Raw genomic sequence first — 25,086 nt, forward strand, 5'->3', positions numbered from 1 at the left:
TCAGCCGCAACGCGGCATTGCCGGCGCCCACCGCTATCGCGGGCGGCAAACGGCGCTGTCGCCGCTCGCATGAGAAATGATCATGCGAGCCTGATCATGGCAGGCTGTTCGTCTCAGCCGGCTAGCGAGCCGGCGGCTCACTCCGCGTCGTTGGTCACCTCAGGCGTGCGGCGGCGCACGACGACGCCGAGCTCGTCGCCCTCGCGGGCCTGGCGCAGGCGTTCCTCGGCCTCGGTCGCCTCGCGCTGGCGATCCCACATCGAGGCGTAGAGCCCGCCCTGCGCCAGCAGGTCGGCGTGGGTGCCGCGCTCGGCGATGCCGCCATCGGCGAGCACGATGATTTCGTCGGCCGAGATCACCGTCGACAGGCGGTGGGCGATGACGAGCGTGGTGCGGCCCTTGCTGACCAGGTCGAGCGCGCTTTGGATTTCCTGCTCGGTCTGGGTGTCGAGTGCGGAGGTCGCCTCGTCGAGCATCAGGATCGGCGGCGCCTTGAGGATGGTGCGGGCGATCGCCACGCGCTGCTTTTCGCCGCCCGAGAGCTTCAGGCCGCGTTCGCCGACCATCGCCTTGTAGCCGTCCGGCAGGCGCTGGATGAAGCCCGATATCTGCGCCAGCTCGGCTGCCTTGCGCACATCCTCCTCGTCGGCGTTCACCCGGCCATAGCGGATGTTGTAGGCGATGGTGTCGTTGAACAGCACCGTGTCCTGCGGCACCATGCCGATCGCTCCGCGCAGGCTCTGCTGCGACACGTCGCGAATGTCCTGGCCGTCGATCAGGATCGCGCCCTGCTGAATGTCGTAGAAACGGAACAGCAGGCGCGAAATCGTCGACTTGCCGGCGCCCGAGGGACCGACGATCGCCACCGTCTTGCCGGCCGGCACTTCGAAGCTGACACCCTTCAGGATCTGGCGGTTCGGGTCATAGGCAAAATGCACGTCGCGGAACTCGACGCGGCCGGTGCCGACGACAAGTGCCTTGGCATCCGGCTTGTCCGTCACCTCTTGGCTGACGTCGAGCAGGTCGAACATCTGTTCGATGTCGGTCAGGCCCTGGCGGATTTCGCGATAGATGAAGCCGATGAAGTTGAGCGGCACCGAAAGCTGCATCAGCATGGCGTTGATGAAGACGAAATCGCCGACGGTCTGGGTGCCGGCCATCACCTCCATCGCCGACATGGCCATGACGATGGTCATGCCGATGCCGAAGATGACGCCCTGGCCGAAATTCAGCCAGCCAAGCGAGGTCCAGATGCGGGTCGCCGCCGTCTCGTAGCGCGCCATCGAGCGGTCGAAACGCTCGGCCTCCATGGCCTCATTGTTGAAATACTTCACCGTCTCGAAATTGAGCAGCGAATCGATCGCCTTGGTGTTGGCGTCGGTGTCGGAATCGTTCATCTCGCGGCGGATGCCGATGCGCCAGTCGCTCGCCCAGACGGTGAACCAGGTGTAGAGCCACACCGTCGCGGCCACCACGGCCACATATTTCCAGCCATAGGCGAAGCCGAAGATGCCGGCGGTGAGGCCGAATTCCAGCACCGTCGGCGCGGTGTTGAGGATGGTGAAACGGACAATCGTCTCGATGCCCTTGGTGCCGCGCTCGATGATGCGCGACAGGCCGCCGGTGCGGCGCTCGAGATGGAAGCGCAGCGACAGCTGGTGCATGTGCACGAAGGTGCGGTGGGCAAGCTGGCGCACCGCATATTGGCCGACGCGGGCAAACAGCGCGTCACGCAGCTGGTTGAAGCCGAGCTGGACGATGCGCACCACATTGTAGGCGATCACCAGCATCACCGGCGCCACCAGGAAGGCCGGCAGCGGCAGCGGCGAACGCTGGTCGCCGGCGAGCGCATCGGTCGCCCATTTGAAGAAATACGGGCCGGCGACCAGCGTCAGCTTGGCGACGAACAGGAAGATCGTCGCCCAGATGACCCGCGCCCGGAGGTCGGGTCGGTCTTCCGGCCACATATAGGGCCACAGGTTCCTGATCGTGCTGAAGGTCGAGCCGCGTTCGGCGGATACGGTTTTGCTGGCCACTGTGCTTGCCTTGATTAGATGTGCGCGCCGCCGGCGGCGCAAAAGGTGTCGACCAGCGCCGTGACCGACACGGAGACGGCGCGCAGCGCCGCCTGGTCGATCTCATAACGCGAGCGCTGCCGCTCCGGCGCGTAACGCACCAGACCGGCTTCGACGAGGATTTTCAGATGTTGCGAGACTGTCGACTGGGCGAGGTCGAGATGCTCGACCACTTCCTTGCAGCAGCATGACCTGCCGCCGGCCAGGCATTTCAGGATTTCGAGCCGCGCCGGATGCGACAGCGCGGCAAGCTTCTGCGTCACGTCGGTGACGGAGCTGCAGCAGGATGGCGGTGAGGAGAAAGAATTCATCGTTTATCGACGATAGACGATGAACTCTTTCCAATCAACCGGGAAAGCGGAAAACCGTTCCCGGCACTTACGGCTTGGGCGCCGGCATCGCCTGCTCGCCCATGGCGCCCATATTGGCGGCCTCGCCCTCTTTCGACTTTTCCGGAACGCGGAACACCTGGCCCGGCCAGATGCGGTCCGGATCCTGGATCTGGTCCTGATTGGCGAGATAGATGTTGGAGTAGCGCACGCCGTGGCCATAGACGCGGCGCGAGATGCGCCACAAGGAATCGCCGCGACGGATGATGACGGCGCCATTGACGGCTTCGAGCTTGGGCGCCGTGGTCTCTGGCGCAACAGGTGCGGCGGCGACTTCAGCCGGCTTGTCGGCAGTAGCCGTGGCGGCCGGAGCAGTTGCCTGTGCCGGTGCCGTCGCTTCGGCAGCCGGGTCTGCAGGCTTGGCAGGTACTTCGCCCGCCATCGCCGTCTTGGCCTCGGCCGTTGATGCAGCTGCGGGCGCGGGTGCGGCTGCGGGCGCGGGTGCATCGACGGCCGGCGCTGCTGATACCGTCGGCTGCGGCGCGACCGCTGCCACCGCCTCGCCCGGCTCGCGCTGGAACGGCACGGCGGCGCGGGCGACGACCTTGGCGCCGTTCGGCTCGAGCGCGTCGACGCGGATGATGTAGTCGCCGACCGGCAATTCACGCTCGGCCTCGATCAGGAAGCGGCCTTCGGGCGAGGTCTGCGTCTCGCCGATCAGGATCTCGTTGGCATAGGCGCGCACCTTGCGCCCGGCATCGGCCGAGCCGGCGATGAAGATCTTCTTGCCTTCGATCTCGACGGCCTCGACGGCGACCTTGATCTCCGCTGCCGGCGCGGCCGACTTGGCCGGTGCGGGTTCTGCTGCGGGGGCGGTCGCAGGCGCGCTGGCCTGTTGTTCGCCGCTGGCCGGCGCCGCTGGCGCGTCAGCCGGCTTCGGCACGGTGATCAGCTGCGCCGGCTTGCCCGGTTCCTCGACCAGGGCCAGCACCTGGCCACCCGGATCGGACGGCACCGAAACCACCGCTGTCTCGGTCGAGGTCGCGACAACATTGTCGGGCGCGGTTGCGCGCAGCACGATCTGGTAGTCGCCGGGCTTCAGCGGATCGTCGAGCACGACGGCGAAATCGCCGTCAGCGCCGGCGACGGCAGCACCGATGACCTTCGATCCGGTAACGATCTCGACCTTGGAATTGCCGGCGGCCTTGCCGGCGATGACCACGGAACCGTTGTTTTCGACACGCACCACGTCGAAGGACGGGGCGATCACGGCAGCGGCTGCGGCAGGCGCTGCGGGTGCCGGCGCGACCGCGGCAGGCGTCTCTGCGCCGGCTGCCGGCTTGGCCGGATCTGCGGGCTTGTCGCTCGTCGGCGTCGTTGTCGCGGGTGCCGGCAGTGACGCGATCGCGGCCGGCGGCGCCAGATAGGGATCGAGTGCTCCCGACACATATGCAACGGTCGCAGCAGCGGCTGAGCCACCTGCTGCGAGTAGGAAAATCTTCAACGGATTGATCGCCATATTCCTCTGCCCCTAGCCGCCCGCCGGGCATACCTTGTTTTGCCGGCAGCGACAAGAAAAAGCCCGGTTCGGGCTTGACCCTGCCTGTGGAGGCAATACCCAATCAGCCGATGAACAAGATTCGATCCATCTGCGTCTATTGTGGCTCCTCGCCGGGCCGTGACGAGGTCTACATCAAGGCCGGGCACCTGCTCGGCCATTCGATTGCCAAGGCCGGCGTCCGGCTCGTCTATGGCGGCGGCACCAAGGGCATCATGGGCGCTGTCGCCGATGGCGCGCGGCGCGCCGGCGGCAAGGTCACCGGCATCATCCCGCGCTTCCTGATGAACAGGGAAGCGACGGAAAGCGCGCTGACCAAGCTCGACGAAGTCATCGTCACCGACAACATGCACGAGCGCAAACATCTTATGTTCGAGAAATCGGACGCATTCGTGGCACTGCCCGGCGGCATCGGCACGGTCGAGGAGATCGTCGAGATCATGACCTGGGCCCAGCTCGGCCATCACCGCAAGCCGATCGTCTTTGCCAACGTCAAGGGTTTCTGGGATCCGATGCTGACGCTGCTCGACCATATGAAGACAGAGGGTTTCGTCCATACCTCGCATCTGGTCCAGCCGCTTGTCGTCGACCAGCCGGAAGCGGTGGTCTCGGCGATCATGGTCGCCGCGGGTGCTGATTCCACGCCGACCGAAGGCGTCCAGTCGGTCATCGACAAGATGTAGGTTCGAGGTCGGATCGAACCACGCTCGGCCAGTTTCAGGTCAGGCCGAGCCAAAGATGGTCGTTACCGAGAACCGGAACGGAGCGTACATTCGGGTACGCGAATACCGGAAGCGCAGGCAACGGCGATTTGCAGACCGGCCTCACCTGAACCTCAGCCGTTCTTGGCGCGTTCGGAAAACATCGACCAGGTATAGATCGCCAGTGCCGCCCAGATCAGGGCGAAGGCAACAGCGCGTTCGCTCGAGAACGGCTCCCTGAAGATGAAGATGGCGATGACGAAGATCATCGTCGGCGCGATGTACTGCATGATGCCGATGGTCGACATGCGCAGCAGCTTGGCGCCATTGGCAAACAGGATCAGCGGCACGGCGGTGACGATGCCGCAGCCGAGCATCAGCCAGACGTCGGTCATCCCGGTGGTGCCGAAATGGCCGGCGCCGGTGCCCTGGAGATAGGCGATGTAGACCAGCGCCGGGATGCCGAGGATCAGCACTTCGAGGAAGAAGCCCTGCGCCGGGCCGATCGGCAGCGTCTTCTTGAACAGCGCGTAAAAACCCCAGGACAGCGCCAGCACGATCGACACCCAGGGCAAGCCGCCGCTTTCCCAGGTCAGGAGTGCCACCGCGATCACCGCAAGCCCGATCGCCACCATCTGCGCCCGTGTCAGCTTCTCGCCGAGCACGACAGCGCCCAAAAACACCGAAAACAGCGGGTTGATGTAATAGCCGAGTGCGGTTTCGAGCGCCCGGTCATTGCCGATCGCCCAGACATAGACGCCCCAGTTGATGGTGATCAGCGTCGCCGTCAGCGTGCCCATCGCCAAAGTGCGCGGGGTGCGCAAGGCGGTCTTGATGTCGGAGGTGCGGCCGAGCCACCACAACAGCAACGCTGCGATCGGGATCGACCAGGTGATGCGGTGCGCGATCACCTCGGGCGCCGGAATATGGGCGACCGCCTTCATGTAGAAGGGCAGGAAGCCCCACATCAGATAGGCCGACAGGGCAAACAGGAAGCCGCGGGTGGCTTCGTCGCGGGAAATCGCGGGCGTGTTGGTGCTCATGGCGGGCACCTATGCGCCCGCCCGCCAGCGCATGCCATTTCAAAATAGTGATGGTCCACCCGCTTTTCGTTGATGGATCAATCGACAGGGCCAGCCGCTGCGGCTGGCCCATCATCGCTCACCGCGCCTATTCGGCCGCCACCAGCCCGGCCATCTCGCGGTTCTTCATCAGCTTGTAGATGATCGAATCCATCAGCGCCTGGAACGAGGCGTCGATGATGTTGGTCGACACGCCGACGGTCCACCAGCGGGCGCCGGTCGAGTCATGCGATTCTATCAGCACGCGCGTGATCGCCTCGGTGCCGCCATTGAGGATACGCACCTTGTAGTCGACGAGCTCGAGGTCGCCGATCTCGTCCTGGAACTTGCCGAGATCCTTGCGCAAGGCGATGTCGAGCGCATTTATCGGGCCGTCGCCTTCGGCCACCGACATCTTTTCCTCGCCGTCGACCATCACCTTCACCACGGCTTCCGACACGGTCTTGAGATTGCCATTGGCGTCGAAACGGCGCTCGACGAGGCAGCGGAACGAGGTCACCCGGAAGAAATCCGGCAGGCTGTGCAGCATGCCGCGCGCCAGAAGCTCGAAGCTGGCATCCGCCCCTTCATAGGCATACCCCTCGGCCTCGCGCTCCTTGACCACCGCGATCAGCGCATCGAGCCGGCTGCTATCCTTGGGCACGTCGATGCCGCGCCGCCTGAGCTCGGCGATGAAGTTGGCCTTGCCGCCCTGGTCCGACACCATGACCTTGCGGCGGTTGCCCACCGTCTCCGGCGGCACATGCTCGTAGGTCTTCGGCTCCTTGACGATCGCCGAGGCGTGGATGCCTGCCTTGGTGGCAAAGGCCGATGCGCCGACATAAGGCGCCTGCGCCTCGGGCGCGCGGTTGAGCAATTCGTCGAAAGCGCGCGACAGCCTGGAAAGGCCCGCCAGCGCCTCGGCCGAGACGCCGGTTTCGAAACGTTCGGCGAAATGCGGCTTGAGCGCCAGCGTCGGAATGATGGTGACCAGATTGGCGTTGCCGCAGCGCTCGCCGATCCCGTTGATCGTGCCCTGCACCTGGCGCACGCCGGCTTCGATCGCCGCCAGCGAATTGGCCACCGCCTGGCCGGTATCGTCATGGGCGTGGATGCCGAGATTGGCGCCCGGAATGCCCGCGGCGATCACCTGGGCGACGATGTCGCGCACCTCCGACGGCTGGGTGCCGCCATTGGTGTCGCACAACACCACCCAGCGCGCGCCGGCGTCATAGGCCGTCCGCGCGCAGGCCAGCGCGTAGTCGGGATTGGCCTTGAAACCGTCGAAGAAGTGCTCGCAGTCGACCAGGGGCTCGCGGCCGGCGGCACGCGCCGCCTCGACCGAAGCGCGGATCGTTTCAAGGTTTTCCTCATTGGTGACGCCGAGGGCGACGCGGACATGGTAGTCCCAGCTCTTGGCGACGTAGCAGATGCCGTCGGCCTTGGCCTGCAGCAAGGTTGCCAGGCCTGGATCGTTGGAGGCAGAGACGCCTGCCCGCTTGGTCATGCCGAAGGCGACGAACTTCGCCCGCCTGGTCCGCTTTTCCTGGAAGAAGGCGGTGTCGGTCGGATTGGCGCCGGGATAACCGCCCTCGACATAATCGAGGCCGAACTCGTCGAGCATCGCCGCGATCGCGATCTTGTCCTCGACGGAAAAGTCGATGCCCGGCGTCTGCTGGCCGTCGCGCAATGTCGTGTCGAAGAGATAGATGCGTTCTTTCATGGCAACACCTTGTGGGCTAGCGCGCTATGGCACCCCCGTCTGTCCTTGGGGGCCAGCGCCCTTTGGCGCCCCCCTCTGTCCTGCCGGACATCTCCCCCACGAGGGGAGAGATCGGCAGTATTGACGCCTCGCTCCGTCCTGCAACGCCGGCGATTGGCGAAAGCCGGCATACCAGCTGATCTCCCCACTTGTGGGGGCCGGCAGGACAGAGGGGGGCAACGTAGGGCGGAAGCGGTCACGACGTTTTCCCTGCAAACCTGTCGGTCGCCCGGACCAGCTGGTCCAATATGCCCGGTTCCGAATAAGCGTGACCGGCGCCCTCGATCAGGTGGAACTCCGCCTCGGGCCAGGCCTTGTGCAGTGCCCAGGCATATTTGGCCGGGCACGGCATGTCATAACGCCCATGGACGATGACACCGGGAATGTCGCGCAGCCTGTGGGCGTCGCGGATCAGCTGGCCTTCCTCCATCCAGCCGGCATGGACGAAATAGTGGTTCTCGATGCGGGCGAAAGCGACGGCGAAGTCGTCCTCGCCAAACTTGCCTGACGTGTCGGGGTCGGGCAGAAGCGTGATCGTCTCGCCTTCCCACAGGCTCCAGGCCAAAGCTGCCTCGACCTTGGCCTTGCGGTCGTCGCCGGTGAGGCGCTTGCGGTAGGCGCCCATCATGTCGCCGCGCTCGGCCTCCGGGATCGGCTTGACGAAACGCTCCCATTTGTCGGGAAACATTTCGGAGACGCCGAACTGGTAATACCAGTCGAGCTCGGCGCGGGTCAGCGTGTAGATGCCGCGCACCACCAGTTCGCTGACGCGATCCGGATGCGTCTCGGCATAAGCGAGCGCCAGGGTCGAGCCCCAGGAGCCGCCGAACACCAGCCATGTGTCGTGGCCGGCCATCTCGCGCAGCCGCTCGATGTCGGCGACCAGGTGCCAGGTGGTGTTGGCGTCGAGCGAGGCATTGGGCAAAGACTTGCCGCAGCCGCGCTGGTCGAACAGCATGATGTCGTACAGCTTGGGGTCGAACAGGCGGCGATGCTTGGGCGAGGTCGCGCCGCCCGGGCCGCCATGCAGGAACACCGCCGGCTTGCCGCCCTTGGTGCCCGAACGTTCCCAATAGACCTGATGGCCGTCGCCGACATCGAGCATGCCGCTGTCGAAGGGTTCGATCTCGGGATAGAGGCCGCGCAGTTCAGTCGTCATATCTTCAGTCCATGCTCCGGCCAATGGGCCGTCTCTTCATCGGGATGCTGGAAGGAGATGATCTGCTCCTGCCGCTGGTAATAGTCGGGATTGTCGAGCACCGGCTGGTCGAAGATCGTCTCGACCCAGGGCAGGCGGAAACCATGATTGATCTGGATCGTCGGCGCGAGGTCGGAGCGGTCGTCGAACGAGCCGATCGACAGCTCGAGGCCTTCCGCGTGGCGGTAGGCCATCGGCGTGCCGCAGCGCTGGCAGAAGCCGCGCGATATGTTGATCGACGACTGGAAGTAGCTCGGCTCCTCGCGGATCCACTCGACGCCATCCACCGGCACCGCGACGAAGGCGCCGAAGAACGAGCCGAACTGCTTCTGGCACATGCGGCAATGGCAGATCGAGCTGCGCCCCAGCGCGCCGTGGATACGGAAGCGGACGGCGCCGCACTGGCAGCCGCCTGTCCTTGCAGTCTCGGTCATGACCTTTTCTCCGCTGGCCATTGTTCAGTGTCGTGGTCGGGGTGCTGGTGGTTCGAAGGGGCAACCGCCGCGTACCAGGCGGTTTCATCGTCCGACAATTCGACCGTGTCGAGCTCGCCGAACCATGGCATCTTCTCGGCCGATCCGCACTGGAATGTCGGTATCACCGCCTTGGGATCGTCGAGCGCGCCGAGCACGACATTGATCGTGTCACGGTCGATCACGTCGAACAGAAGCGGCGTGCCGCAGTCGCGGCAGAAGCCGCGGCGCACGATGTCGGACGAGCGGAACCAGCCGATCTCGCCGCGCGTCACCGAAAACTTCGCCTTCGGCGTGCGCGCCAGCGGCTGGAAGTAGTTGCCCGATGCCTTCTGGCACATGCGGCAATGGCAGATATGCGCATTCTCCAGCGCCTGGTCGATGCGGTAGCGCACGGCACCGCACTGGCAACCGCCTGTCGTGACGGTCATGTGCGCTCCTCCGGCGGCCAGGTCTCGGTGTCGTGGTCGGGGTGCTGGAACGAGACGATGTCGTTGACGAAGTCGGCCGCGTCAGGGTCCTCTTCGGTCGAATAGCCCTCGAGCTCGTGGATATTGTCGACATAGGGCAGCTTGCCCTCGAGCCCCCACTGCATCGTCGGCGCGATCTCCTCCGGCTCGTCGAAGGCGGCGATCGCCAGCGCCACGCCGTCGGGTGCCTCGTAGGTCAGCGGCGTGCCGCAGTTGCCGCAGAAGCCGCGCAGGCCGAAATTCGACGAGCGGAACTTCTTCGGCTCGCCGCGCGTCCAGACGAGCCTGGAGTCGCGATGCACCGAAACCAGCGGCGCATAAAAATTGCCGAACGCCTTCTGGCACATGCGGCAATGGCAGACCGAGGCGGCGCCGAGCTTGCCGTCGACATGGAAACGCACGGCGCCGCACTGGCACCCGCCGGAATAATGCGGCCTGTTGTCGAGGCTCATTGCGTCACCCCCTCACGCTTCAAACCCTCACGCCGGGACATGGCACACCGCCTCGATGTTGTTGCCGTCGGGATCGAAGACAAAGGCGGCATAATAGTCGGGGTGATAATGCGGCCGTGGCCCCGGCCCGCCATTGTCCCGTCCGCCGGCGGCGATGGCGGCGGCATAAAACGCATCGACCTCGGCCCGGCTGCGCGCGGTGAACGCATAATGCCGCCCCGGCCCGGCCGGCGCCTCGTGCAGCCAGAACACCGGCCGCTCGCGGCCATAACCGCCGACCTTGACCCCGCCGGTATATTCGCCCGGCACCATCATCAGAAGCTGTGCCCCCAGCGGCGCGAACGCCTTGTCGTAAAACGCCTGTGCGGCATCGAAATCGGCGACTGAAATTCCCGTATGGTCGATCATTGCACGAACTCCTCCGTCATGCGGACGGCCATCCCGGCCGAGATCACAATGTTCTGGCAGACGTTATCCATATCGCGAACAACGTCATCGTTCCAGAAGCGGAGAATGGTCCAGCCGTCCTGTTCCAGGCGGTGGGTTCGGACGGCATCGACCTCCGCATTGGCCGGTTCAGCATGCTGTGAGCCGTCCAGCTCAACGATCAGCTTGTGTGTCGGGCAAGCGAAATCGACGATGTAGCCTGCAACTGGATACTGGCGACGAAATCCGAGCCCCATCAACCGGTGGGCGCGCAGCTCATTCCACAGCTTCAACTCGGCATCGGTCATCTTCCGACGCATCGACTTGGCATTCTTGCGGTTAGCGGGCGCGACCGGCGTGTGTGGCATCAGCGATGCCCCCTTGGTGAGGTCGTAGCCCTACGTTGCCCCCCTCTGCCCTGCCGGGCATCTCCCCCACGAGGGGGGAGATTGGCAGCTGCGCTCAGACCGCTCATCCTGCGATGTCGGCGATTGGCGAAAGCCGGCATGAAGGCTGATCTCCCCCCTCGTGGGGGAGATGTCCGGCAGGACAGAGGGGGGCGCTGTCCCGCAGCCATTGCCACCCTATCCTGCCCCGCCATCATCACCGCTTCACTTCCCACGTCGTCACGCGCTCACCCGTGACAGGGTCCTTGCCGTCCTTGAGCTGCACGCCCTGAGCCAGAAGCTCGTCGCGGATGCGATCGGCTTCGGCCCAGTTCTTGGCGTTGATCAGCTCCAGCCGCCGCGCGATGGTAACCGCGACCGCCGCCTCGTCGACCGCGGCCGCCTCGAGCCCGAAGCCGAGGAACAGCAGCGCTGCCTTGAGTTCGGCCGCGGCTTGGACATTGCCGGCCGCCTCGCCGGCCAGTTGCGACAGGCCCTGGAAGACGCTCGACGTGGCAAGGTCGTCGCTCAATGCGGCGATCAGTGCCGCCGGCACCTCGGCTTCGGTGGCGCCGGCGCTGTCGGCCGCACGCTTCCATTTGCGCAATGTGTTTTCGGCTTCCTCCAGCTTGCGCAGCGAGAAGTCGATCGGCTCGCGGTAATGGGTCATCAGCATCGCCAGCCTGAGCACCTCGCCCGGCCAGGTGCGGCCGCCGAAATTCTCCGTCGCGAGCAGTTCGTGGATCGAATAGAAATTGCCCAGGCTCTTGGACATCTTCTGGCCCTCGACCTGCAGGAAGCCGTTGTGCAGCCAGTAATTGGCCATCACCTCGGTGCCGTGGGCGCAGCGCGACTGGGCGATCTCGTTCTCGTGGTGCGGGAAGATCAGGTCGAGCCCGCCGCCATGGATGTCGAAGACCTCGCCGAGATAGGCGGCCGACATCGCCGAGCACTCGATGTGCCAGCCCGGGCGGCCGCGGCCCCAGGGACTATCCCAGCCCGGCTCCTCGGGTGAAGACGCCTTCCACAGCACGAAGTCGCCGGGGTTCTTCTTGTGCGCCTCGACCTCGACGCGGGCGCCGGCCTGCTGCTCGTCGAGATTGCGCTTCGACAGCTGGCCATAATCTTCCATCGAGCCGGTGTCGAACAGCACTTCGCCTTGCGCTTCATAGGCATGGCCGCGTTCGATCAGGCGTTGAATCAACGACACCATATCCGTCTTGCCGTCCGGCCGCGCGAGCACGAACTCGGTCGCCCTGGGCTCGACTGAAGGCTCGAGGCAACCGAGCGCCTTGACGTCGGCCTGGTACTGGTTGGCGGTCTTTTCGGTGACCCGCCGGATCGCCTCATTGAGCGGCAGATTGGGAAAATCGCGCAAGGCGCGGGCGTTGATCTTGTCGTCGAGGTCGGTGAGGTTGCGCACATAGGTGACGTGGTCTTCGCCATAGACATGGCGCAGCAGGCGGAACAGCACGTCGAAGACGATCGCCGGGCGCGCATTGCCGATATGGGCGAAGTCGTAGACCGTCGGGCCGCAGACATACATCCTGACATTGTCAGGATCGATCGGCACGAAGTCCTCCTTCGTGCGCGTCAGCGTGTTGGTAAGGCGCAGGCCCTTGAATGCGTCAGACATGGTTCTCCCCGTGTGCGTAACCCCTTGGGATTCTGCACGCAATTTCAGTTTCACGGCGTCCTTTGCGCGTCCAAACGGACGCGCGGCGCCGTGCCTTCAGTTTCACGGCGTCCTTTGCGTGTCCAAACGGACGCGCGGCGCCGTGCCTTCAGCTTCACGGCGTCCTTTGCGTGTCCAAACGGACGCGCGGCGCCGTGCCTTCGGTTTCACGGCGTCCTTTGCGTGCCCGTAAGGACGTGCGGCGCCGTGGCCTGCTGGCCCGGGCGTTCAACCTGTCTTGTGTGAAGATGAGGCGAAAACGTCCTGACCAGCGCGAACGCTAGCCAATAAAACAAATGCCGGAAATGGCGAAAGACGTTTTCATCAGGGGCTTTATCGCCTCACCGAGCTGTTGCCGTCAAGACGCATCGACATGAAACTTTACCGCCCGGACCGGAACGGAAGCGGTACTGAAACACTTTGTTAAACATCCCGGCACCGTAATGAAACATCGCCCGGATAAAAGGCGCCGCACTGCCACGAATTCGACCGAATCCGTAAGCAAATGCAGCCGCTCTCAACAGAGCTGACTTTAGGGAAGAGACCGATGAAACGAAAACAATCCGACCAGGACCGAGCGCGTCACCAGTACGCCGAACTGACCAAGCACTACCGGGCCATCGGCCCCGCCGCAATTCTTGCCGCGCTGATCTGCGCGCCGAAGAAAGACAAGACGGCCGTCAAGCTAAACAAGGCTGCCTAACAGGCTGAGGCCGATCGCCGCCATCACCAGGCCGATCAGCACATCGAGCACGCGCCACGCGGCAGGCCGGGCAAACACCGGTTCCAGCAGCCGGGCGCCATAGCCGAGCCCGAAAAACCAGACGAACGAAGCTGATGCAGCGCCGATGCCATAGGCAAGGCGCGCCTGTCCTTCATGGGCTGCCGACAGGCTGCCCAGCAGCACCACCGTGTCGAGATAGACATGCGGGTTGAGGAAGGTGAAGGCGAGACAGGCGGCGACCGCCGGCCACAGCTTCGTGCCGACCGATTTTGCCGCCTGCATCGCAGCGGGTTTCATGGCGCGGCGGAAGGCAATGATCGCATAAGCAAACAGGAACAGCGCGCCGCCGACCGTCACCACTGATATCAGGCGCGGCGACTGCGAAATCAGCGTGCCGAGCCCGGCGACGCCGAGGCCGATCAGCAACGCATCCGAGGCGGCGCAGATCAGGCTGAGGACGAAGACATGCTGGCGCAGCAGCCCCTGGCGCAGGATGAACGCGTTCTGCGCGCCGATGGCGATGATCAGCGAGGCACCAAGCAGGAATCCGGAGATGGCGGCGGTGAGAATGGGCGTGGACACGCCGCTCTTCTAATGCACTGCCCGGAAAATCAAAATCGAATTCCGGCAGGCAGGATGCAGGGATTGATGATGCCAGAGCGCCCAGCAGCGCGCTGTTCTGCTGCAATCAGAACAGCGTCATCTGGCCGTCATCGGGCTTTTGCTTCTCCGGCTTCGGCTTCGCCGCCCGCTCAGGTGCTGCTTCAGGCAGCGGCTCGACCCGCGCCTGGATCTCCGGCCCCGTATTGGCGACCTTGTTGACCAGCTCCGACACCGGGATCTGCTCGAAGAAATCGGGCTGCGCCGGCCGCATCAGACGGGCGACATCGCGCGGCTCCTGGGTGCGGCAGTCGAGCCAGCGGGCAAAATCCTCCGGCTGGATCACCACAGGCATGCGGTCGTGGATATGCATGATGTCGGCGCTGGCACCGGTGGTCAGGATCGCCGCGGTGTCGATCTCCGAGCCGCCCGGCTCGCTCCACGTCTCCATCAGCCCGGCCAGCGCTACCAGCCCGCCCTTGCGCGGCCTCAGCCAATAGGGCTGGCGCCGGTTGCCAGGCAGCTTTTTCCACTCATAGAAACCCGAGACAGGGATCAGCGCCCGCCTGTGGCGCATCGCGGTCTTGAACGACGCCTTTTCGATCGCCGTTTCGGAACGCGCATTGATCAACAGCGGCATGTCGGCCGGGTTCTTGGTCCAGGCCGGGATCAGCCCCCAGCGCGCCAGAAGCGCCATGCGGTCTGAGCGATTCGAGCCCGGCGGCCGCTGCGGCCCTGCCGTCACCACCAGGATCGGCTGCGTCGGCGCCACATTGTAGCGCGGCGGAAAGCTCTCGAGATCGTCCAGCCCGAGAAAGGCGGAGGTTGCGTCGGGCGACGCCAATACCGCAATGCGTCCGCACATCAGGTCAGGTTCCGGTTCATCGCCTGAAAGTGGCGATGGATCGCGCCGGCCGCAACCGCTAAAGCGGATAGGATCGGCTGTTCCACAATGGAACGCATTGCCCGAGGTAAAATCATGATCGACGCGACCATCATCCCTGCCGTCTCCGTCGCCGTGCTGCGCGACCGCTCGATCATGCTGGTGCGCCGCGGCCGCGCGCCGTCGAAAGGGCTCTACGCCTTCCCCGGCGGACGTGTCGAAGAAGGCGAGGCGCTGGAAGATGCCGCCCGCCGCGAGCTGATGGAGGAAACGGGCATTGCGGTCGGCGACCTCGTCCGCTTGCGCGAGCTGCTCATCGACAGCCGCAACGACAGCGGCTCGGTTTACCTGCTCACCGTCTTCGGCGCCCGCCACCTCGAAGGCGAGCCAGTTGCCGCCGACGATGCCGACGAGGCCGCCTATTTCGACCTCGTCGAGATCGAACGCCTGCCGCTGACCGATTCGACGCTCGAAATCGTGCTCGAACTGCTCGGCGGTGCGGTCGTACTGCCGGCATAGAGCAATTCCAGGAAAAACCGTGCAGCGCGCATCCCAAGGATTTCGCAAGTCGAAGATCGAGGGATTCCGCTTTTTGACGAAAAGCGAAAGGGATAGAGGCCTCGGCGGCCTTGCCGGGGACAAATTGTTTCGCCACAAAAGCTTATGATGCGCGCTTCGACCTACATCATGGCTATCACGCTTGCCGCGACGACCGCGTTCGCAGCACCGGTGCGCGCCGTCGAAGCGCCGTTCGAGCCGGGCCTGATGCGCCTTGCCGAGGTTCTCGGCTCGCTGCATTTCCTGCGCAATCTGTGCGGCGAAAAGGGCAGCCAGTGGCGCGCCGAGATGGAAAAGCTGCTGCAGGCCGAGAACCCCTCGCCCGAGCGCCGCGCCCGTTTCATCGCGTCCTTCAACCGGGGCTATCGCTCCTTCGACGGCACCTACACCGCCTGCACGCCGTCGGCGACCGAAGCGATCAGCCGCTACATGAAGGAAGGCGAGGCTTTGAGCCGCGACATCGCCTCCCGCTTCGGTAATTAACAGGCTATTTACTCTCCCGGCATTGCTTGCCGTACACGAACGGGCGATTGTGCTAGGTGTCTTAACGGGACATTAAAGGGATAGCTCAAGTTGATCCGAATCATCGGGTTGCTGGGCAGGGTGAAAGACCGCAATGGAACAAAGCGTAAGCGACATCGACGCCCTGGTTCGGGAAGAAAAGCGCCTGACCGCTGTCGAGAGCCACAATGAGGCGTGGGCCGAAGGCCTGTCCGCCGGCATCGAGCCCGAGATCATCGCCGAAGCAGCCCTTGCCACGGCTTTTGCCGAGATCGTCGCCGCCAATGGCGAACCTGCAGCACTGGCCATGCTCGAACGCATGCGCGCCAGGGTGGAAGCCGGTGACTTCGAGCCGGTGCGCCTGCGGCATTGAGCGCCGCCCCACTTCTTTGACTAGCCGACACGGTTTCGGCATCATGCTGGCACATTGAGGGCGTAACCACGCATTGTCGGAACATGATTCCGGGCGGGGTCATGCGATTGAAAGCGTTGCAGCGTCGGCCCGAGAGGGGGCAAACGCTCGGGAATACCGGAGCCAGGGATTTGATGCGGCCAAAGACTGAAACTGCGCCCCGCGGCGCAATGCGACTTGCCGTTCTCGGCCTTGCCGCCTCGCTCGTCCTGCCGCTCCATGCCTCGACGGCTTTTGCGCTTTCCGAAATCAAGCGCGAGGAAATCCCCGCCCCCGTCATGCCGCCCAAGCCGGCCGCCGACCAGGATGCCGTGCCGGAAAAGTCGGTGCCGATGCCCGACCCGATCCAGACGCCGGCGACCACGGCACCTCAAGGGACCGAAGCACCTGCAGGCACCGAAGTACCGTCCGGTTCCGAGCAACCGGCCGACGACCAGCCGGCCGAACCGGATGCCACGCCCACCGAACCGGGCGGCGCCACCGGTCCCGCCGCCCCCAATCTCGATCCGGAAGGCCCGCTGCCCGAAATCGTCTACGACCTCAGCCGCCTGCCCGAGCCGGTGGCGCGCATGCGCAGCCTCTTGGTCGAAGCCGCCAAGACCGGCGACATCGAAAAGCTGCGGCCGCTGGTCGGCCAGGGCGAAGCGATGCCGCAATTGTCGTTCGGCGACATCGAGGGCGATCCGATCGCCTTCATCAAGGGCCTGTCAGGCGACGGCGAAGGCCAGGAAATCCTCGCCATCATGGAAGAGGTGCTGAACGCCGGCTACGTCCATTTGGGCGAAGGCACCGACGAGGACCTCTATGTCTGGCCCTATTTCTTCGGCATCCCGCTCGACAAGCTCGATCCGCGCCAGAAGGTCGAGCTGTTCAAGATCGTCACCGCCGGCGACTACGAAGACATGAAGCAATATGGCGCCTACGTCTTCTATCGCCTCGGCATCACCCCCGAAGGCCGCTGGGCGTTTTTCGTCGCGGGTGATTGACCCTCGTTCCTTCGCCCCGTTCACGGGGAGAAGGTGGCCCGAAGGGCCGGATGAGGGGCGGCGCTGACGGCCGGCAAATGTGGAGAGCACTCCCGATCGCCGGCTTCGCTTTCACAGGGCTTTCGCACCAGTCGATCTTCCAGCAACGGCATGGACTGGGATGACGAATTGGAGAGGCCGCTCGCGGATGGCAGTATTGTCAGCCATTGAGGTCGCATGACCGAGCGCCCCCCATGCCCTGCAGTCCGATCTCGCCCACGAACGGCGGGAGGAAAGACTACTTCACCAAGGCTTCCGAAAACTCCACCGCCCTGCCCTGCGACGGCGTGGTGATCTCGGCTTCCCACATGACGCGGATGCCGCGGACGATGGTGCCGACCGGCCAGCCGGTGACCTTCTTGCCGTCATAAGGCGTCCAGCCCGCCTTGGAGCCGGCCTGGGCGTTGGTGATGGTCACCTCGCGCTTCATGTCGACGACGGTGAAGTCGGCGTCGTAGCCGGCGGCGATGCGGCCCTTGCGGGCCATGCCGAAGATGCGGTTGGGGCCGTGGCTCGCAAGGTCCACGAAGCGCTCCAGCGTCAGCCGGCCCGCATTGACGTGGTCGAGCATGATCGGCACCAGCGTCTGCACGCCGGTCATGCCCGAGGGCGAGGCCGGATAAGGCTTGGCCTTCTCATTCAGCGTGTGCGGCGCATGGTCGGAGCCGAGCACGTCGACGATACCTTGCGAAATACCGTGCCAGATGCCGTCGCGGTGACGTGCTGCGCGTACCGGCGGGTTCATCTGCAGCAGCGTGCCGAGACGGGCGTAGTCGTCCGCGCTCATGGTCAGATGATGCGGGGTCGCCTCGCAGGTGGCGACGTCCTTGTGCTGTTCGAGGAAGGTGATTTCCTCCGCCGTCGAGATGTGCAGCACGTGGATGCGGGCGCGCTCTTGCCGGGCGATGCGCACCAGCCGCTCGGTGCATTGAAGTGCTGCGATCTCGTCGCGCCAGATCGGGTGCGAGGACGGGTCGTTTTCGACGCGCAGGTTCTGGCGCTCGCGCAGGCGGAACTCGTCTTCCGAGTGGAAGGCGGCACGGCGGCGGGTGTTGCGCAGGATCGATGCGACACCCTCGTCGTCCTCGACCAGAAGGTCGCCGGTCGACGAGCCCATGAACACCTTGATGCCGGCAGCACCCGGCAGACGCTCCAGCTCGGCGACGTCGCCGGCGTTGTCGCGGGTGCCGCCGACCCAGAAGGCGAAGTCGCAATGCATGCGCGCGGTCGCCCGGCTGACCTTGTCGGCCAGCGTCGCTTCGCTCGTCGTCAGCGGGTTGGTGTTGGGCATCTCGAAAACAGTGGTGACGCCGCCGAGAACGGCCGCGCGCGAACCACTCTCCAGGTCTTCCTTGTGCTCCAGCCCCGGCTCGCGGAAATGCACCTGGCTGTCGACGACGCCGGGCAGGATGTGCAGGCCGGTGCAATCGATGGTCTCGCCGGCCGAAGCGCGGCCGAGATCGCCGATGGCGGCGATCCTGCCATTGGTGACGCCGACGTCGCGAACGCCGCTGCCGTCATGATTGACGACCGTGCCGCCCTTGAGGATGAGATCGAAGGTGGTAGCCATGTCGCGCGTGCCCTTGTCTGGGAATTGCCTGCGGCTTACGTAATGGCTCTCCGAAATGCAAGATCAGGTCCATGCCGACAGCCATCCTCGCCGACCGCGCCATCATCGATGTTTCCGGCCCCGATGCCGAGCATTTTCTGCAGAACATCCTGACGCTCGACCTCGATGCGCTTGGCCGCAACGAGGCCAAACCCGGCGCGCTGCTCGCCCCGCAAGGCAAGATCATGTTCGATTTCCTGGTCTCGCGCAGCACAGACAATGCGCTCAGGCTGGAATGCCGGGCCGACATTGCGGATGATTTCGTCCGCCGCCTGATGCTCTACCGGCTGCGTGCCAAGGCCGATATTTCCAAGCAGGATCAGGCTGTTGTTGCGGTTACGTGGCAAGATGATTCAGCTGCTTCGCACTCTGATTCAACTGTCCGCGACAGCCGCTTCCAGCAGCCTGTCTTCCGCCATTACGGCACTGCCCCCGCGGCCCCCACCGCCCAGGAAGCCTCCGAGGCCGACTGGCACGCGTTCCGTATCGACAATGGCGTCGCCGAAAGCGGCCCCGACTACGCGCTCTCCGACGCCTTCCCGCATGACGTGCTGCTCGACCAGATGGGCGGCATCGGTTTCAGGAAAGGCTGTTTCATCGGCCAGGAGGTCGTGTCGCGCATGCAACATCGCGGCACCGCCCGCCGCCGCGTGCTGCTCGTCTCGGCTGCTTCAGGCCTGCCGGCGCCGGGCACCGAACTTAAGGCCGACGGCAAGGTTCTGGGCACGCTCGGCTCCGTCGATGGCTCGAACGGCCTCGCCATCGCCCGCATCGACAGGGTCAAGGCCGCACTCGACGCCGGCAGCGCCATCACCGCCGGCGACGTCACCGTGGCGCTCGCCATCCCTGCCTGGGCCAGCTTCACCTATCCCGAAGCCACCAGTGCGGAAGACGCCTGAGCCATGGCCGACCGTCCCGGCGCCCCGCCCCGCGCCTGGCAGCGCATGCTGTCGGGCCGCCGCCTCGACCTGCTCGACCCCTCGCCGTTCGACGTCGAAATATCAGACATCGCCCACGGCCTGGCGCGTGTCGCGCGCTGGAACGGCCAGACCTCGGGCGACCACGCCTTCTCGGTGGCGCAGCACTCGCTTCTTGTCGAGCAGATCTTCCGCCGGATCGTGCCGGATGCCGCACCCGAGGCGCTGCTGGCGGCGCTGCTGCATGACGGGCCGGAATATGTCATCGGCGACATGATCTCGCCGTTCAAGTCGGTCGTCGGCGGCGGCTACAAAAGCTGCGAGGAGCGGCTGCAGCACGCCATCCATCTGCGTGTCGGCCTACCGGCCGAGATCGGCCAGGGCCTGAAGAAGGACATCAAGCGCGCCGACCAGATATCGGCCTATTTCGAGGCGACAGTGCTTGCCGGCTTTTCGGTCACCGAGGCGACCGAGTTCTTCGGCCGCCCGCGCGGCATCACCGCCGACGGGCTCGAGCTGTCACCGCAGCCGGCCAAACGTGTGCAGGAGGCCTTCCTCAAACGTTTTGCCGCGATCGAGAAGCTGCGCGCTTTCAGGGCGTGAACGCGAAAAACCGCCCGTCTGTTTCCGGGCAGGCTCTGCCGAAAATCCTCAGGCCGGCGGGATGAACTCCTGGCTGATCTCCTTGAACACCGCCGTTGCCTCCAGCCGTGCTGCATCGGCGGCAAGGGCGGGGAATTCGGCCATGTCGAGCAGGCCCTGATGGGCGTCGTTGATGAAGCGCAGCACACAGACAACGGCAATGTCGGCATGGCCGATATGGTCGCCGAACCAGTAGGCGCTGCCGCGTTTGGCGCGCTCGGCCTCCAGCACCGCCAGCACCGAGGCGATCTGCGTGCGGCAGCGTTCGACCCAGACCTCCGAGACATGGGTGTGCAGCCGCTTCTCGTAGAACAGGCTGACCGCCTTCTCGCCGACGCCGGTGGCGAGCGTCGCTATCTTCAGCGCCTGGTGCCGGGCCGGCTCGGCCTGGGGGAACATCGCCTCGCCTGCAGGCGCAAGGTGGTCGAGATAGTCGAGCATCATGTGGCTGTCGATCAGCACCTCGCCATTGTCGAGCACCAATGTCGGCACCCGGGTCAGCGGGTTGTAGGCACGGATCTTGTCGGCGTCGCCGAAGGCCGACCAGGTCTCATGCCGGAACGGGATGCCGTAGAGCCTGAGAGCGATGCCGACGCGGCGGACGAAAGGGCTGTCATACTGGCCGATGAGGATCATGTCGTAACGTCCCGGAGCGAAACCTCGGGGGATAGTACACGAGGCAGAGTGCCGTTCCAGAAGCCTGGCCGCGCCGGTTCTTCGTCCAGAGCTCCGGTTCGTCGTCCAGAGCTCCAGTTCTTCGTCCAGAGCTCCAGTTCTTCGTCCAGAGCTAATGCGCGTGATGTCTGGCCGGCTGCCCCCTGAGTTCGAGCACTGCAACCAGCACCATCACGACAGTGGTCGCCGCCCCGATCGCCAGCGGCGACAGGTGGCTGGCAAAGGGCACCATGGCCGCAAGGATGGCGATGCCGATGATGTGCGACAGCGGCGCGCGGCCGACGACGTAGAATTTGAACAGCAGGTTGCCGGCGAGATAGAGCGCCGAGCCGCCGATCGCCGTCCAGATCAGCGCCGGCTCGGCATGGCCGAGCGGATGGGCAAGCACCAGCTCGTCCGAAACCGCCACGACGATGATGCCGGCGACCAGGATGACCGGGATGTAGGTGTAGGCGACACGGGCGATCTGGCCGGTGTCTGAGGCCGAGGCGATCTTGTGGTGGGCGAGTTCCTGCCCGACGTTGAAATAGACCAGCCACATCGCCACCGAGGCGAAGAAGGTGGTCAGGAATGCCGCCAGATTGACCCAGTTCAGTTCGAGCTCGGCAAAGGTCACGCCGGAGACCAGGATCGATTCGCCGAGCGCGATGATGATGAACAGTGCCGAGCGCTCGGCCATGTGGCCGCCCTCGACGTCCCAGCCCGTCGTCGACGAGGCGCCATGCCAGGGGGTCCAGAAGCCGAGCGCCGGCGACACCAGTTCGATCAGCAGGGCCACCGCCCACAGCGCGAAACGGTTCTCGGGCTCGGCCAGTCCGCCTGATATCCAGAACACACCCGACAATGTGAGCCAAAGTCCGATGCGGACGAAGTTGAGATAGTTGTCGCGGTTGTGGTTCTTCAGCGCCCAGATCACGAACAGGGTGCGCCCGACCTGCATGACGACATAAGCGAGCGCGAATTGCAGGCCACGACCCTCGAACGCTTCGGGGATAGAGGTCGACAGCATCAGCCCGGCCAGCATCAGGGCAAACAACATGCCGCGCACCGGCGCCTTGCGCGGGTCGAGCCAGTTGGTCACCCAGGCGGTGTAGTTCCACACCCACCAGACGGCGACCAGCATCAGCAGTCCCTCGAGCGCGCCTGCCACCGACAGATGCTTGAGCAGGAAATGCGACAGCTGCGTCACCGCAAAGACAAAGACGAGGTCGAAAAACAGCTCGACGAACTCGACCCTGGCGCTCTCGCCCTGCTGCCGCTTGCGCTGGTAGTCGTTGCTTGCACCGCTCAATGCCATGCCTGTTTCCCCTGATGTTCAATCATCGATAGCCTTGCGGCATTCCGTTCGGTCCGGGCCCATGCACGGGCTGACCGGACGGCCTTGCCACTCAATCCGGCGGCGGCGGCAAGGATTTGTCGGCCCGGCACCTGGCGAGCGGCAGGATGTCACCGGCAAAAACCTTTCTAATGCGCTGGTTGCCGGCATCGGTCTCGACGGTCATGCAGGCGCAGCCATAACCATAGCCGGCCCCCCGCACATTGGTCTCGACGAACTGCCTGGGATTGAAGTCAGGCGCCTTGTCGGCACCGGCCGCGTCGGGCCCGTCGGCCTCGCCCTGCGATGTGATCGTCCAGGTCGCATCCTTGTCGATGAGCCAGAGATTGCCCGGCGTCGGGTTGGCGTACCAGCCGCAGCGGCGCTCGGCCGCCGATGCATCACCCAGCGACGCGAGTGCTCCAACCGCAAGAGCAAGAGAGAGAATCCGCCGCATGCACGCCTCCAATGCATCGGCAGGAAAACAAGCCGCCCGGTCATTTGCAAGCGGCATTTGCAAGTCTCGATTGATATGGCGCGCGAGCACACGCGGCTCAAAGATGGGGCGCCAGCCCCGCGGCGGTATCTTTGCTCGATGCCACCGGCACGATCTCGAAGCCGACAAGGTCGGCCCATTCGACGACCCAGCGCTGCAGCAGCGTGACGTTTTCGGCCTCCACCAGCATGAAGCAGCGGCTCATGTCGGCGGCGATCCAGCTGTGGTGAACGATGAAGCCTTCGGGTGCCAGCCGTCCCTTGTCGCGAAATCGGCGGTAGATCGCCTTCGGGTCGCGCCCGCGAAAATCCTCGATGACAAAGAAAAGCATCTTTTGTCCGTGCCCCCAACTCTCCGTGGGAGAAGATCAGGGGGCACGGAACTTGGCAAGCGGTCAGTCGACCAGCGTGCCGCAGCTCAGATTGGCGATTGCCCCGGTCATCGCGCCGGCACGGTCGGATGCGGCGAAGGCGGCGAAATCGCCGATCTCGGCCAGCGTCGGAAAGCGCCTGAGCAACGGCCCGCTGGCGGCGCGGGCGGAAAGCATGTCGTCGACCGACATGCCCGCGCGCAGCGCAAAACCCTCGAAGGCCGCGCGGACATGCGAAACATCAATCGCTTCCGGGATGGCGTCGGGCCGGAGGCAGATCACCCTGATGCCCTGCGCCCCGAGCTCGCCGGCGAGGATGCGCGAAAACGCCTCCACCGCCGCACTTGCCACGCCGTTGCCGAGAAAGCCTGCACCCGACAGCCGCGCGCCCGGTGTCGACAGGGTCAGGATCACGCCCCTGCCCCTGAAGTGCCGCGCCACCGCTTTCGCGGTCAGGAAGTTGGTCCTGGTGTAGGCTGCGACAGGCAGCTCGAAATCGGCATAGGACAGCTCCGCCAGCGGCGTGCCCTGGACATGGGATATGCCGATGGCATTGAGCGCGATGTCGATGCCGCCTGCTTTGGCCGCCACCATCTCGGCGTGGCGTTCGACTTCGTCCTCGTCGAGCGCGTCGACGACGGCGATATCGACGTCACCGCCCAGCGCCCGGATGTCGCCGGCAACCGCCTCCATCTTCGCCCGCGTCCGCCCGGCGAGGAACACACGCGCCCCGTCGCGGGCGAAGGCCCGGGCAGCGGCGCCGCCGATCGCGCCGCCGCCGCCATAGACAACCGCAACGCGGTTCACGAGCGACATGTCACGCTCCACCCGCACTGCCGATACGCTCGGCATATTCGCCGACAAGCCTTGTGTGGGTGCGCCAGAAGCCGTCGGGTTCGCGGCCCTCGAGTCTGTCGGCCAGGATGCCGAGATGGGTGTGCCAGCCGGCGGCGACATTGAGCATCGCGCCATGGTCGGTGAGCCGGCGATGGGTGACCGTCAGCAGCACCTTGTCGTTGCGCGGCTCGAGCTCGAAGCGCACTTCGGAGCTTTCGCCGGCTTCCGCAGCCCCACCCCAGCTATAGGCCAAAAGATGCGGCGGCTCGCAGGCGATGATCTCGCCCGGCACCCGGTGTTCGGCGAAAGCGGCGAGATGGGCGGGCGGCGGATCGTCGTTGCGGGTCAGTTCGGAGTTGCGGAAACGGTTCTCGACCTTGCCGCCCGCGCGCAATTCCATCGGGCCGCCGGCAAGCCAGGTGCTGCGCTTTTCGGAGTCGGTGAGATAGCTCCAGATGCGCTCGACCGGGCCGGGCAGCAGGCGCTCGATGCGCACGGTTCCGGGCTCGGTGACGACGCCGTAAGAAGTATGGATATTCATGACCTTTTCCCTTTCTTCTTCGCTTCAGTGGTTTCGGATGGTTTGTTCGCCGCGGCCTGGTCCTCGGCGACGAGCAGGGCTTCGAGGACGTCGAGCTGCTGGTTCCAGAATTTCTCGTAGTGCCGCATCCACTCGACGCCGGCATGCATCGGCATGGCGTCGAGGCTGCAGAGATGGGTGCGCCCCTGCACGCTGCGGCGCACCAGCCCGGCCTTCTCCAGCACCTTGATGTGCTTAGAGGCGGCAGCCAGCGTCATCTCGAAGGGTGCGGCGAGGTCGCCGACATTGCGTGGCCCCTTGGCCAGACCCTGGAGCATCGCCCGGCGGGTCGGATCGGACAGCGCGTGGAAGATCGCGTCAAGATGTTCGGAATGCTCAACCATAAGGTATAATATATGGCTGCAAATCCGAATAG

Annotated in this window: 30 protein-coding genes; 8 read left to right on the plus strand and 22 right to left on the minus strand. The window is 64.9% G+C overall.

Annotation, left to right across the window (positions count from 1 at the left end; genetic code table 11):
• Positions 1–137 precede the first annotated feature (137 nt).
• The 3 genes from N7E70_RS22675 to N7E70_RS22685 form a co-directional block, all read right to left on the minus strand.
• The gene (locus N7E70_RS22675; RefSeq protein WP_067964112.1) at positions 138–2,036 is read right to left on the minus strand and encodes an ABCB family ABC transporter ATP-binding protein/permease; all 1,899 of its coding nucleotides are present in this window, start codon (positions 2,034–2,036) and stop codon (positions 138–140) included.
• A 14-nt stretch (positions 2,037–2,050) separates the two neighbouring features.
• Positions 2,051–2,386, minus strand: a complete 336-nt coding sequence (locus N7E70_RS22680) for an ArsR/SmtB family transcription factor (RefSeq protein WP_182574410.1) — start codon at positions 2,384–2,386, stop codon at positions 2,051–2,053.
• A 67-nt stretch (positions 2,387–2,453) separates the two neighbouring features.
• Positions 2,454–3,923 carry a LysM peptidoglycan-binding domain-containing protein gene (locus N7E70_RS22685; RefSeq protein WP_182574409.1) on the minus strand — a complete coding sequence of 490 codons (1,470 nt, stop codon included), beginning with the start codon at positions 3,921–3,923 and terminating at the stop codon, positions 2,454–2,456.
• Positions 3,924–4,033: 110 nt separating this feature from the next.
• Here N7E70_RS22685 and N7E70_RS22690 point away from each other — a divergent pair, with 110 nt between their 5' ends.
• Positions 4,034–4,645 (plus strand): TIGR00730 family Rossman fold protein, encoded by a 612-nt coding sequence (locus N7E70_RS22690; protein WP_067964119.1) that lies wholly within the window; start codon positions 4,034–4,036, stop codon positions 4,643–4,645.
• 152 nt (positions 4,646–4,797) lie between these two features.
• On the opposite strand, the gene rarD is transcribed toward N7E70_RS22690, so the two are convergent.
• From rarD to cysS, 9 genes are all read right to left on the minus strand, one after another.
• Positions 4,798–5,715 carry an EamA family transporter RarD gene (gene rarD / locus N7E70_RS22695; protein ID WP_263007713.1) on the minus strand — a complete coding sequence of 306 codons (918 nt, stop codon included), beginning with the start codon at positions 5,713–5,715 and terminating at the stop codon, positions 4,798–4,800.
• A 118-nt stretch (positions 5,716–5,833) separates the two neighbouring features.
• Entirely contained in the window at positions 5,834–7,447 is a 1,614-nt protein-coding gene (gene cimA / locus N7E70_RS22700) for a citramalate synthase (RefSeq protein ID WP_263007714.1), read from the minus strand.
• Between the two features lie 235 nt (positions 7,448–7,682).
• Complete coding sequence (gene pip / locus N7E70_RS22705) at positions 7,683–8,645, minus strand: prolyl aminopeptidase (RefSeq protein ID WP_182574406.1); 963 nt, start codon at positions 8,643–8,645, stop codon at positions 7,683–7,685.
• On the minus strand, positions 8,642–9,118 hold the full coding sequence (locus N7E70_RS22710; RefSeq protein ID WP_154385074.1) for a GFA family protein: 477 nt from the start codon (positions 9,116–9,118) through the stop codon (positions 8,642–8,644). Before N7E70_RS22710 ends, pip begins: the two co-directional genes overlap by 4 nt.
• Positions 9,115–9,588: a GFA family protein gene (locus N7E70_RS22715; protein ID WP_263007715.1), complete on the minus strand. Its 474-nt coding sequence runs from the start codon at positions 9,586–9,588 to the stop codon at positions 9,115–9,117. Before N7E70_RS22715 ends, N7E70_RS22710 begins: the two co-directional genes overlap by 4 nt.
• Positions 9,585–10,079, minus strand: coding sequence for a GFA family protein (locus N7E70_RS22720; RefSeq protein ID WP_263007716.1), 495 nt, complete (start codon positions 10,077–10,079; stop codon positions 9,585–9,587). Before N7E70_RS22720 ends, N7E70_RS22715 begins: the two co-directional genes overlap by 4 nt.
• 27 nt (positions 10,080–10,106) lie before the next feature.
• Entirely contained in the window at positions 10,107–10,487 is a 381-nt protein-coding gene (locus N7E70_RS22725) for a VOC family protein (protein ID WP_263007717.1), read from the minus strand.
• The gene (locus N7E70_RS22730) at positions 10,484–10,873 is read right to left on the minus strand and encodes an endonuclease domain-containing protein (RefSeq protein WP_154385070.1); all 390 of its coding nucleotides are present in this window, start codon (positions 10,871–10,873) and stop codon (positions 10,484–10,486) included. Before N7E70_RS22730 ends, N7E70_RS22725 begins: the two co-directional genes overlap by 4 nt.
• Positions 10,874–11,108: 235 nt before the next feature.
• Positions 11,109–12,527 carry a cysteine--tRNA ligase gene (gene cysS, locus N7E70_RS22735; protein WP_263007718.1) on the minus strand — a complete coding sequence of 473 codons (1,419 nt, stop codon included), beginning with the start codon at positions 12,525–12,527 and terminating at the stop codon, positions 11,109–11,111.
• A gap of 586 nt (positions 12,528–13,113) precedes the next feature.
• Between cysS and N7E70_RS22740 the strand changes: the two genes are divergently transcribed.
• Positions 13,114–13,269, plus strand: a complete 156-nt coding sequence (locus tag N7E70_RS22740; RefSeq protein ID WP_263007719.1) for a transcriptional regulator — start codon at positions 13,114–13,116, stop codon at positions 13,267–13,269.
• Here the strand turns inward: N7E70_RS22740 and N7E70_RS22745 are convergent.
• Positions 13,252–13,860 (minus strand): LysE/ArgO family amino acid transporter, encoded by a 609-nt coding sequence (locus N7E70_RS22745; protein ID WP_263007744.1) that lies wholly within the window; start codon positions 13,858–13,860, stop codon positions 13,252–13,254. The genes N7E70_RS22740 and N7E70_RS22745 overlap by 18 nt on opposite strands.
• A 118-nt stretch (positions 13,861–13,978) precedes the next feature.
• Complete coding sequence (locus N7E70_RS22750; RefSeq protein ID WP_154385067.1) at positions 13,979–14,755, minus strand: SOS response-associated peptidase; 777 nt, start codon at positions 14,753–14,755, stop codon at positions 13,979–13,981.
• A gap of 114 nt (positions 14,756–14,869) precedes the next feature.
• On the opposite strand from N7E70_RS22750, the gene N7E70_RS22755 reads away from it, so the two are divergent.
• From N7E70_RS22755 to N7E70_RS22770, 4 genes are all read left to right on the plus strand, one after another.
• Positions 14,870–15,292, plus strand: coding sequence for an NUDIX hydrolase (locus N7E70_RS22755; RefSeq protein ID WP_263007720.1), 423 nt, complete (start codon positions 14,870–14,872; stop codon positions 15,290–15,292).
• 144 nt (positions 15,293–15,436) lie between these two features.
• A complete protein-coding gene (locus tag N7E70_RS22760) occupies positions 15,437–15,814 on the plus strand; it encodes a TIGR02301 family protein (protein WP_442866475.1) in 378 nt (125 codons plus the stop codon).
• A 133-nt stretch (positions 15,815–15,947) separates the two neighbouring features.
• A complete protein-coding gene (locus N7E70_RS22765; RefSeq protein WP_263007721.1) occupies positions 15,948–16,205 on the plus strand; it encodes a hypothetical protein in 258 nt (85 codons plus the stop codon).
• 209 nt (positions 16,206–16,414) lie between these two features.
• Positions 16,415–17,230 carry a hypothetical protein gene (locus tag N7E70_RS22770; protein ID WP_263007722.1) on the plus strand — a complete coding sequence of 272 codons (816 nt, stop codon included), beginning with the start codon at positions 16,415–16,417 and terminating at the stop codon, positions 17,228–17,230.
• 277 nt (positions 17,231–17,507) lie between these two features.
• Here the strand turns inward: N7E70_RS22770 and N7E70_RS22775 are convergent, their stop codons facing one another.
• Positions 17,508–18,839 (minus strand): dihydroorotase, encoded by a 1,332-nt coding sequence (locus N7E70_RS22775; protein WP_263007723.1) that lies wholly within the window; start codon positions 18,837–18,839, stop codon positions 17,508–17,510.
• Between the two features lie 71 nt (positions 18,840–18,910).
• Between N7E70_RS22775 and ygfZ the strand changes: the two genes are divergently transcribed.
• Both ygfZ and N7E70_RS22785 read left to right on the plus strand, forming a co-directional pair.
• A complete protein-coding gene (ygfZ, locus tag N7E70_RS22780) occupies positions 18,911–19,777 on the plus strand; it encodes a CAF17-like 4Fe-4S cluster assembly/insertion protein YgfZ (protein WP_154385063.1) in 867 nt (288 codons plus the stop codon).
• 3 nt (positions 19,778–19,780) lie between these two features.
• A complete protein-coding gene (locus N7E70_RS22785) occupies positions 19,781–20,398 on the plus strand; it encodes an HD family hydrolase (RefSeq protein WP_263007724.1) in 618 nt (205 codons plus the stop codon).
• 48 nt (positions 20,399–20,446) lie between these two features.
• Here the strand turns inward: N7E70_RS22785 and N7E70_RS22790 are convergent, their stop codons facing one another.
• The 7 genes from N7E70_RS22790 to N7E70_RS22820 form a co-directional block, all read right to left on the minus strand.
• Positions 20,447–21,073: a glutathione S-transferase family protein gene (locus N7E70_RS22790; protein ID WP_263007725.1), complete on the minus strand. Its 627-nt coding sequence runs from the start codon at positions 21,071–21,073 to the stop codon at positions 20,447–20,449.
• A gap of 151 nt (positions 21,074–21,224) precedes the next feature.
• Positions 21,225–22,409 (minus strand): low temperature requirement protein A, encoded by a 1,185-nt coding sequence (locus N7E70_RS22795; protein ID WP_154385060.1) that lies wholly within the window; start codon positions 22,407–22,409, stop codon positions 21,225–21,227.
• Positions 22,410–22,500: 91 nt separating this feature from the next.
• Positions 22,501–22,884 carry a DUF4087 domain-containing protein gene (locus N7E70_RS22800; protein WP_154385059.1) on the minus strand — a complete coding sequence of 128 codons (384 nt, stop codon included), beginning with the start codon at positions 22,882–22,884 and terminating at the stop codon, positions 22,501–22,503.
• 97 nt (positions 22,885–22,981) lie between these two features.
• A complete protein-coding gene (locus tag N7E70_RS22805; RefSeq protein WP_154385058.1) occupies positions 22,982–23,254 on the minus strand; it encodes a DUF3303 domain-containing protein in 273 nt (90 codons plus the stop codon).
• Between the two features lie 63 nt (positions 23,255–23,317).
• Positions 23,318–24,109, minus strand: coding sequence for an SDR family NAD(P)-dependent oxidoreductase (locus tag N7E70_RS22810; RefSeq protein WP_154385057.1), 792 nt, complete (start codon positions 24,107–24,109; stop codon positions 23,318–23,320).
• A gap of 1 nt (position 24,110) precedes the next feature.
• On the minus strand, positions 24,111–24,671 hold the full coding sequence (locus N7E70_RS22815; protein WP_154385056.1) for an SRPBCC family protein: 561 nt from the start codon (positions 24,669–24,671) through the stop codon (positions 24,111–24,113).
• Positions 24,668–25,054 (minus strand): ArsR/SmtB family transcription factor, encoded by a 387-nt coding sequence (locus N7E70_RS22820; RefSeq protein ID WP_154385055.1) that lies wholly within the window; start codon positions 25,052–25,054, stop codon positions 24,668–24,670. Before N7E70_RS22820 ends, N7E70_RS22815 begins: the two co-directional genes overlap by 4 nt.
• Positions 25,055–25,086 lie beyond the last annotated feature (32 nt).

This window comes from Aminobacter sp. NyZ550 (assembly GCF_025628925.2).
GTDB lineage: Bacteria > Pseudomonadota > Alphaproteobacteria > Rhizobiales > Rhizobiaceae > Aminobacter > Aminobacter ciceronei.

What these genes read in the sequence shown, in the direction of transcription:
- N7E70_RS22680 (WP_182574410.1), bottom strand. Translation starts at nt 2,386, where the DNA reads ATGAATTCTTTCTCCTCACCGCCATCCTGCTGCAGCTCCGTCACCGAC.
- N7E70_RS22685 (WP_182574409.1), bottom strand. Translation starts at nt 3,923, where the DNA reads ATGGCGATCAATCCGTTGAAGATTTTCCTACTCGCAGCAGGTGGCTCA.
- N7E70_RS22690 (WP_067964119.1), top strand. Translation starts at nt 4,034, where the DNA reads ATGAACAAGATTCGATCCATCTGCGTCTATTGTGGCTCCTCGCCGGGC.
- cimA (WP_263007714.1), bottom strand. Translation starts at nt 7,447, where the DNA reads ATGAAAGAACGCATCTATCTCTTCGACACGACATTGCGCGACGGCCAG.
- pip (WP_182574406.1), bottom strand. Translation starts at nt 8,645, where the DNA reads ATGACGACTGAACTGCGCGGCCTCTATCCCGAGATCGAACCCTTCGAC.
- N7E70_RS22710 (WP_154385074.1), bottom strand. Translation starts at nt 9,118, where the DNA reads ATGACCGAGACTGCAAGGACAGGCGGCTGCCAGTGCGGCGCCGTCCGC.
- N7E70_RS22715 (WP_263007715.1), bottom strand. Translation starts at nt 9,588, where the DNA reads ATGACCGTCACGACAGGCGGTTGCCAGTGCGGTGCCGTGCGCTACCGC.
- N7E70_RS22720 (WP_263007716.1), bottom strand. Translation starts at nt 10,079, where the DNA reads ATGAGCCTCGACAACAGGCCGCATTATTCCGGCGGGTGCCAGTGCGGC.
- N7E70_RS22725 (WP_263007717.1), bottom strand. Translation starts at nt 10,487, where the DNA reads ATGATCGACCATACGGGAATTTCAGTCGCCGATTTCGATGCCGCACAG.
- N7E70_RS22730 (WP_154385070.1), bottom strand. Translation starts at nt 10,873, where the DNA reads ATGCCACACACGCCGGTCGCGCCCGCTAACCGCAAGAATGCCAAGTCG.
- cysS (WP_263007718.1), bottom strand. Translation starts at nt 12,527, where the DNA reads ATGTCTGACGCATTCAAGGGCCTGCGCCTTACCAACACGCTGACGCGC.
- N7E70_RS22740 (WP_263007719.1), top strand. Translation starts at nt 13,114, where the DNA reads ATGAAACGAAAACAATCCGACCAGGACCGAGCGCGTCACCAGTACGCC.
- N7E70_RS22750 (WP_154385067.1), bottom strand. Translation starts at nt 14,755, where the DNA reads ATGTGCGGACGCATTGCGGTATTGGCGTCGCCCGACGCAACCTCCGCC.
- N7E70_RS22755 (WP_263007720.1), top strand. Translation starts at nt 14,870, where the DNA reads ATGATCGACGCGACCATCATCCCTGCCGTCTCCGTCGCCGTGCTGCGC.
- N7E70_RS22760 (WP_442866475.1), top strand. Translation starts at nt 15,437, where the DNA reads ATGATGCGCGCTTCGACCTACATCATGGCTATCACGCTTGCCGCGACG.
- N7E70_RS22765 (WP_263007721.1), top strand. Translation starts at nt 15,948, where the DNA reads ATGGAACAAAGCGTAAGCGACATCGACGCCCTGGTTCGGGAAGAAAAG.
- N7E70_RS22770 (WP_263007722.1), top strand. Translation starts at nt 16,415, where the DNA reads ATGCGACTTGCCGTTCTCGGCCTTGCCGCCTCGCTCGTCCTGCCGCTC.
- N7E70_RS22775 (WP_263007723.1), bottom strand. Translation starts at nt 18,839, where the DNA reads ATGGCTACCACCTTCGATCTCATCCTCAAGGGCGGCACGGTCGTCAAT.
- ygfZ (WP_154385063.1), top strand. Translation starts at nt 18,911, where the DNA reads ATGCCGACAGCCATCCTCGCCGACCGCGCCATCATCGATGTTTCCGGC.
- N7E70_RS22785 (WP_263007724.1), top strand. Translation starts at nt 19,781, where the DNA reads ATGGCCGACCGTCCCGGCGCCCCGCCCCGCGCCTGGCAGCGCATGCTG.
- N7E70_RS22790 (WP_263007725.1), bottom strand. Translation starts at nt 21,073, where the DNA reads ATGATCCTCATCGGCCAGTATGACAGCCCTTTCGTCCGCCGCGTCGGC.
- N7E70_RS22795 (WP_154385060.1), bottom strand. Translation starts at nt 22,409, where the DNA reads ATGGCATTGAGCGGTGCAAGCAACGACTACCAGCGCAAGCGGCAGCAG.
- N7E70_RS22800 (WP_154385059.1), bottom strand. Translation starts at nt 22,884, where the DNA reads ATGCGGCGGATTCTCTCTCTTGCTCTTGCGGTTGGAGCACTCGCGTCG.
- N7E70_RS22805 (WP_154385058.1), bottom strand. Translation starts at nt 23,254, where the DNA reads ATGCTTTTCTTTGTCATCGAGGATTTTCGCGGGCGCGACCCGAAGGCG.
- N7E70_RS22810 (WP_154385057.1), bottom strand. Translation starts at nt 24,109, where the DNA reads ATGTCGCTCGTGAACCGCGTTGCGGTTGTCTATGGCGGCGGCGGCGCG.
- N7E70_RS22815 (WP_154385056.1), bottom strand. Translation starts at nt 24,671, where the DNA reads ATGAATATCCATACTTCTTACGGCGTCGTCACCGAGCCCGGAACCGTG.
- N7E70_RS22820 (WP_154385055.1), bottom strand. Translation starts at nt 25,054, where the DNA reads ATGGTTGAGCATTCCGAACATCTTGACGCGATCTTCCACGCGCTGTCC.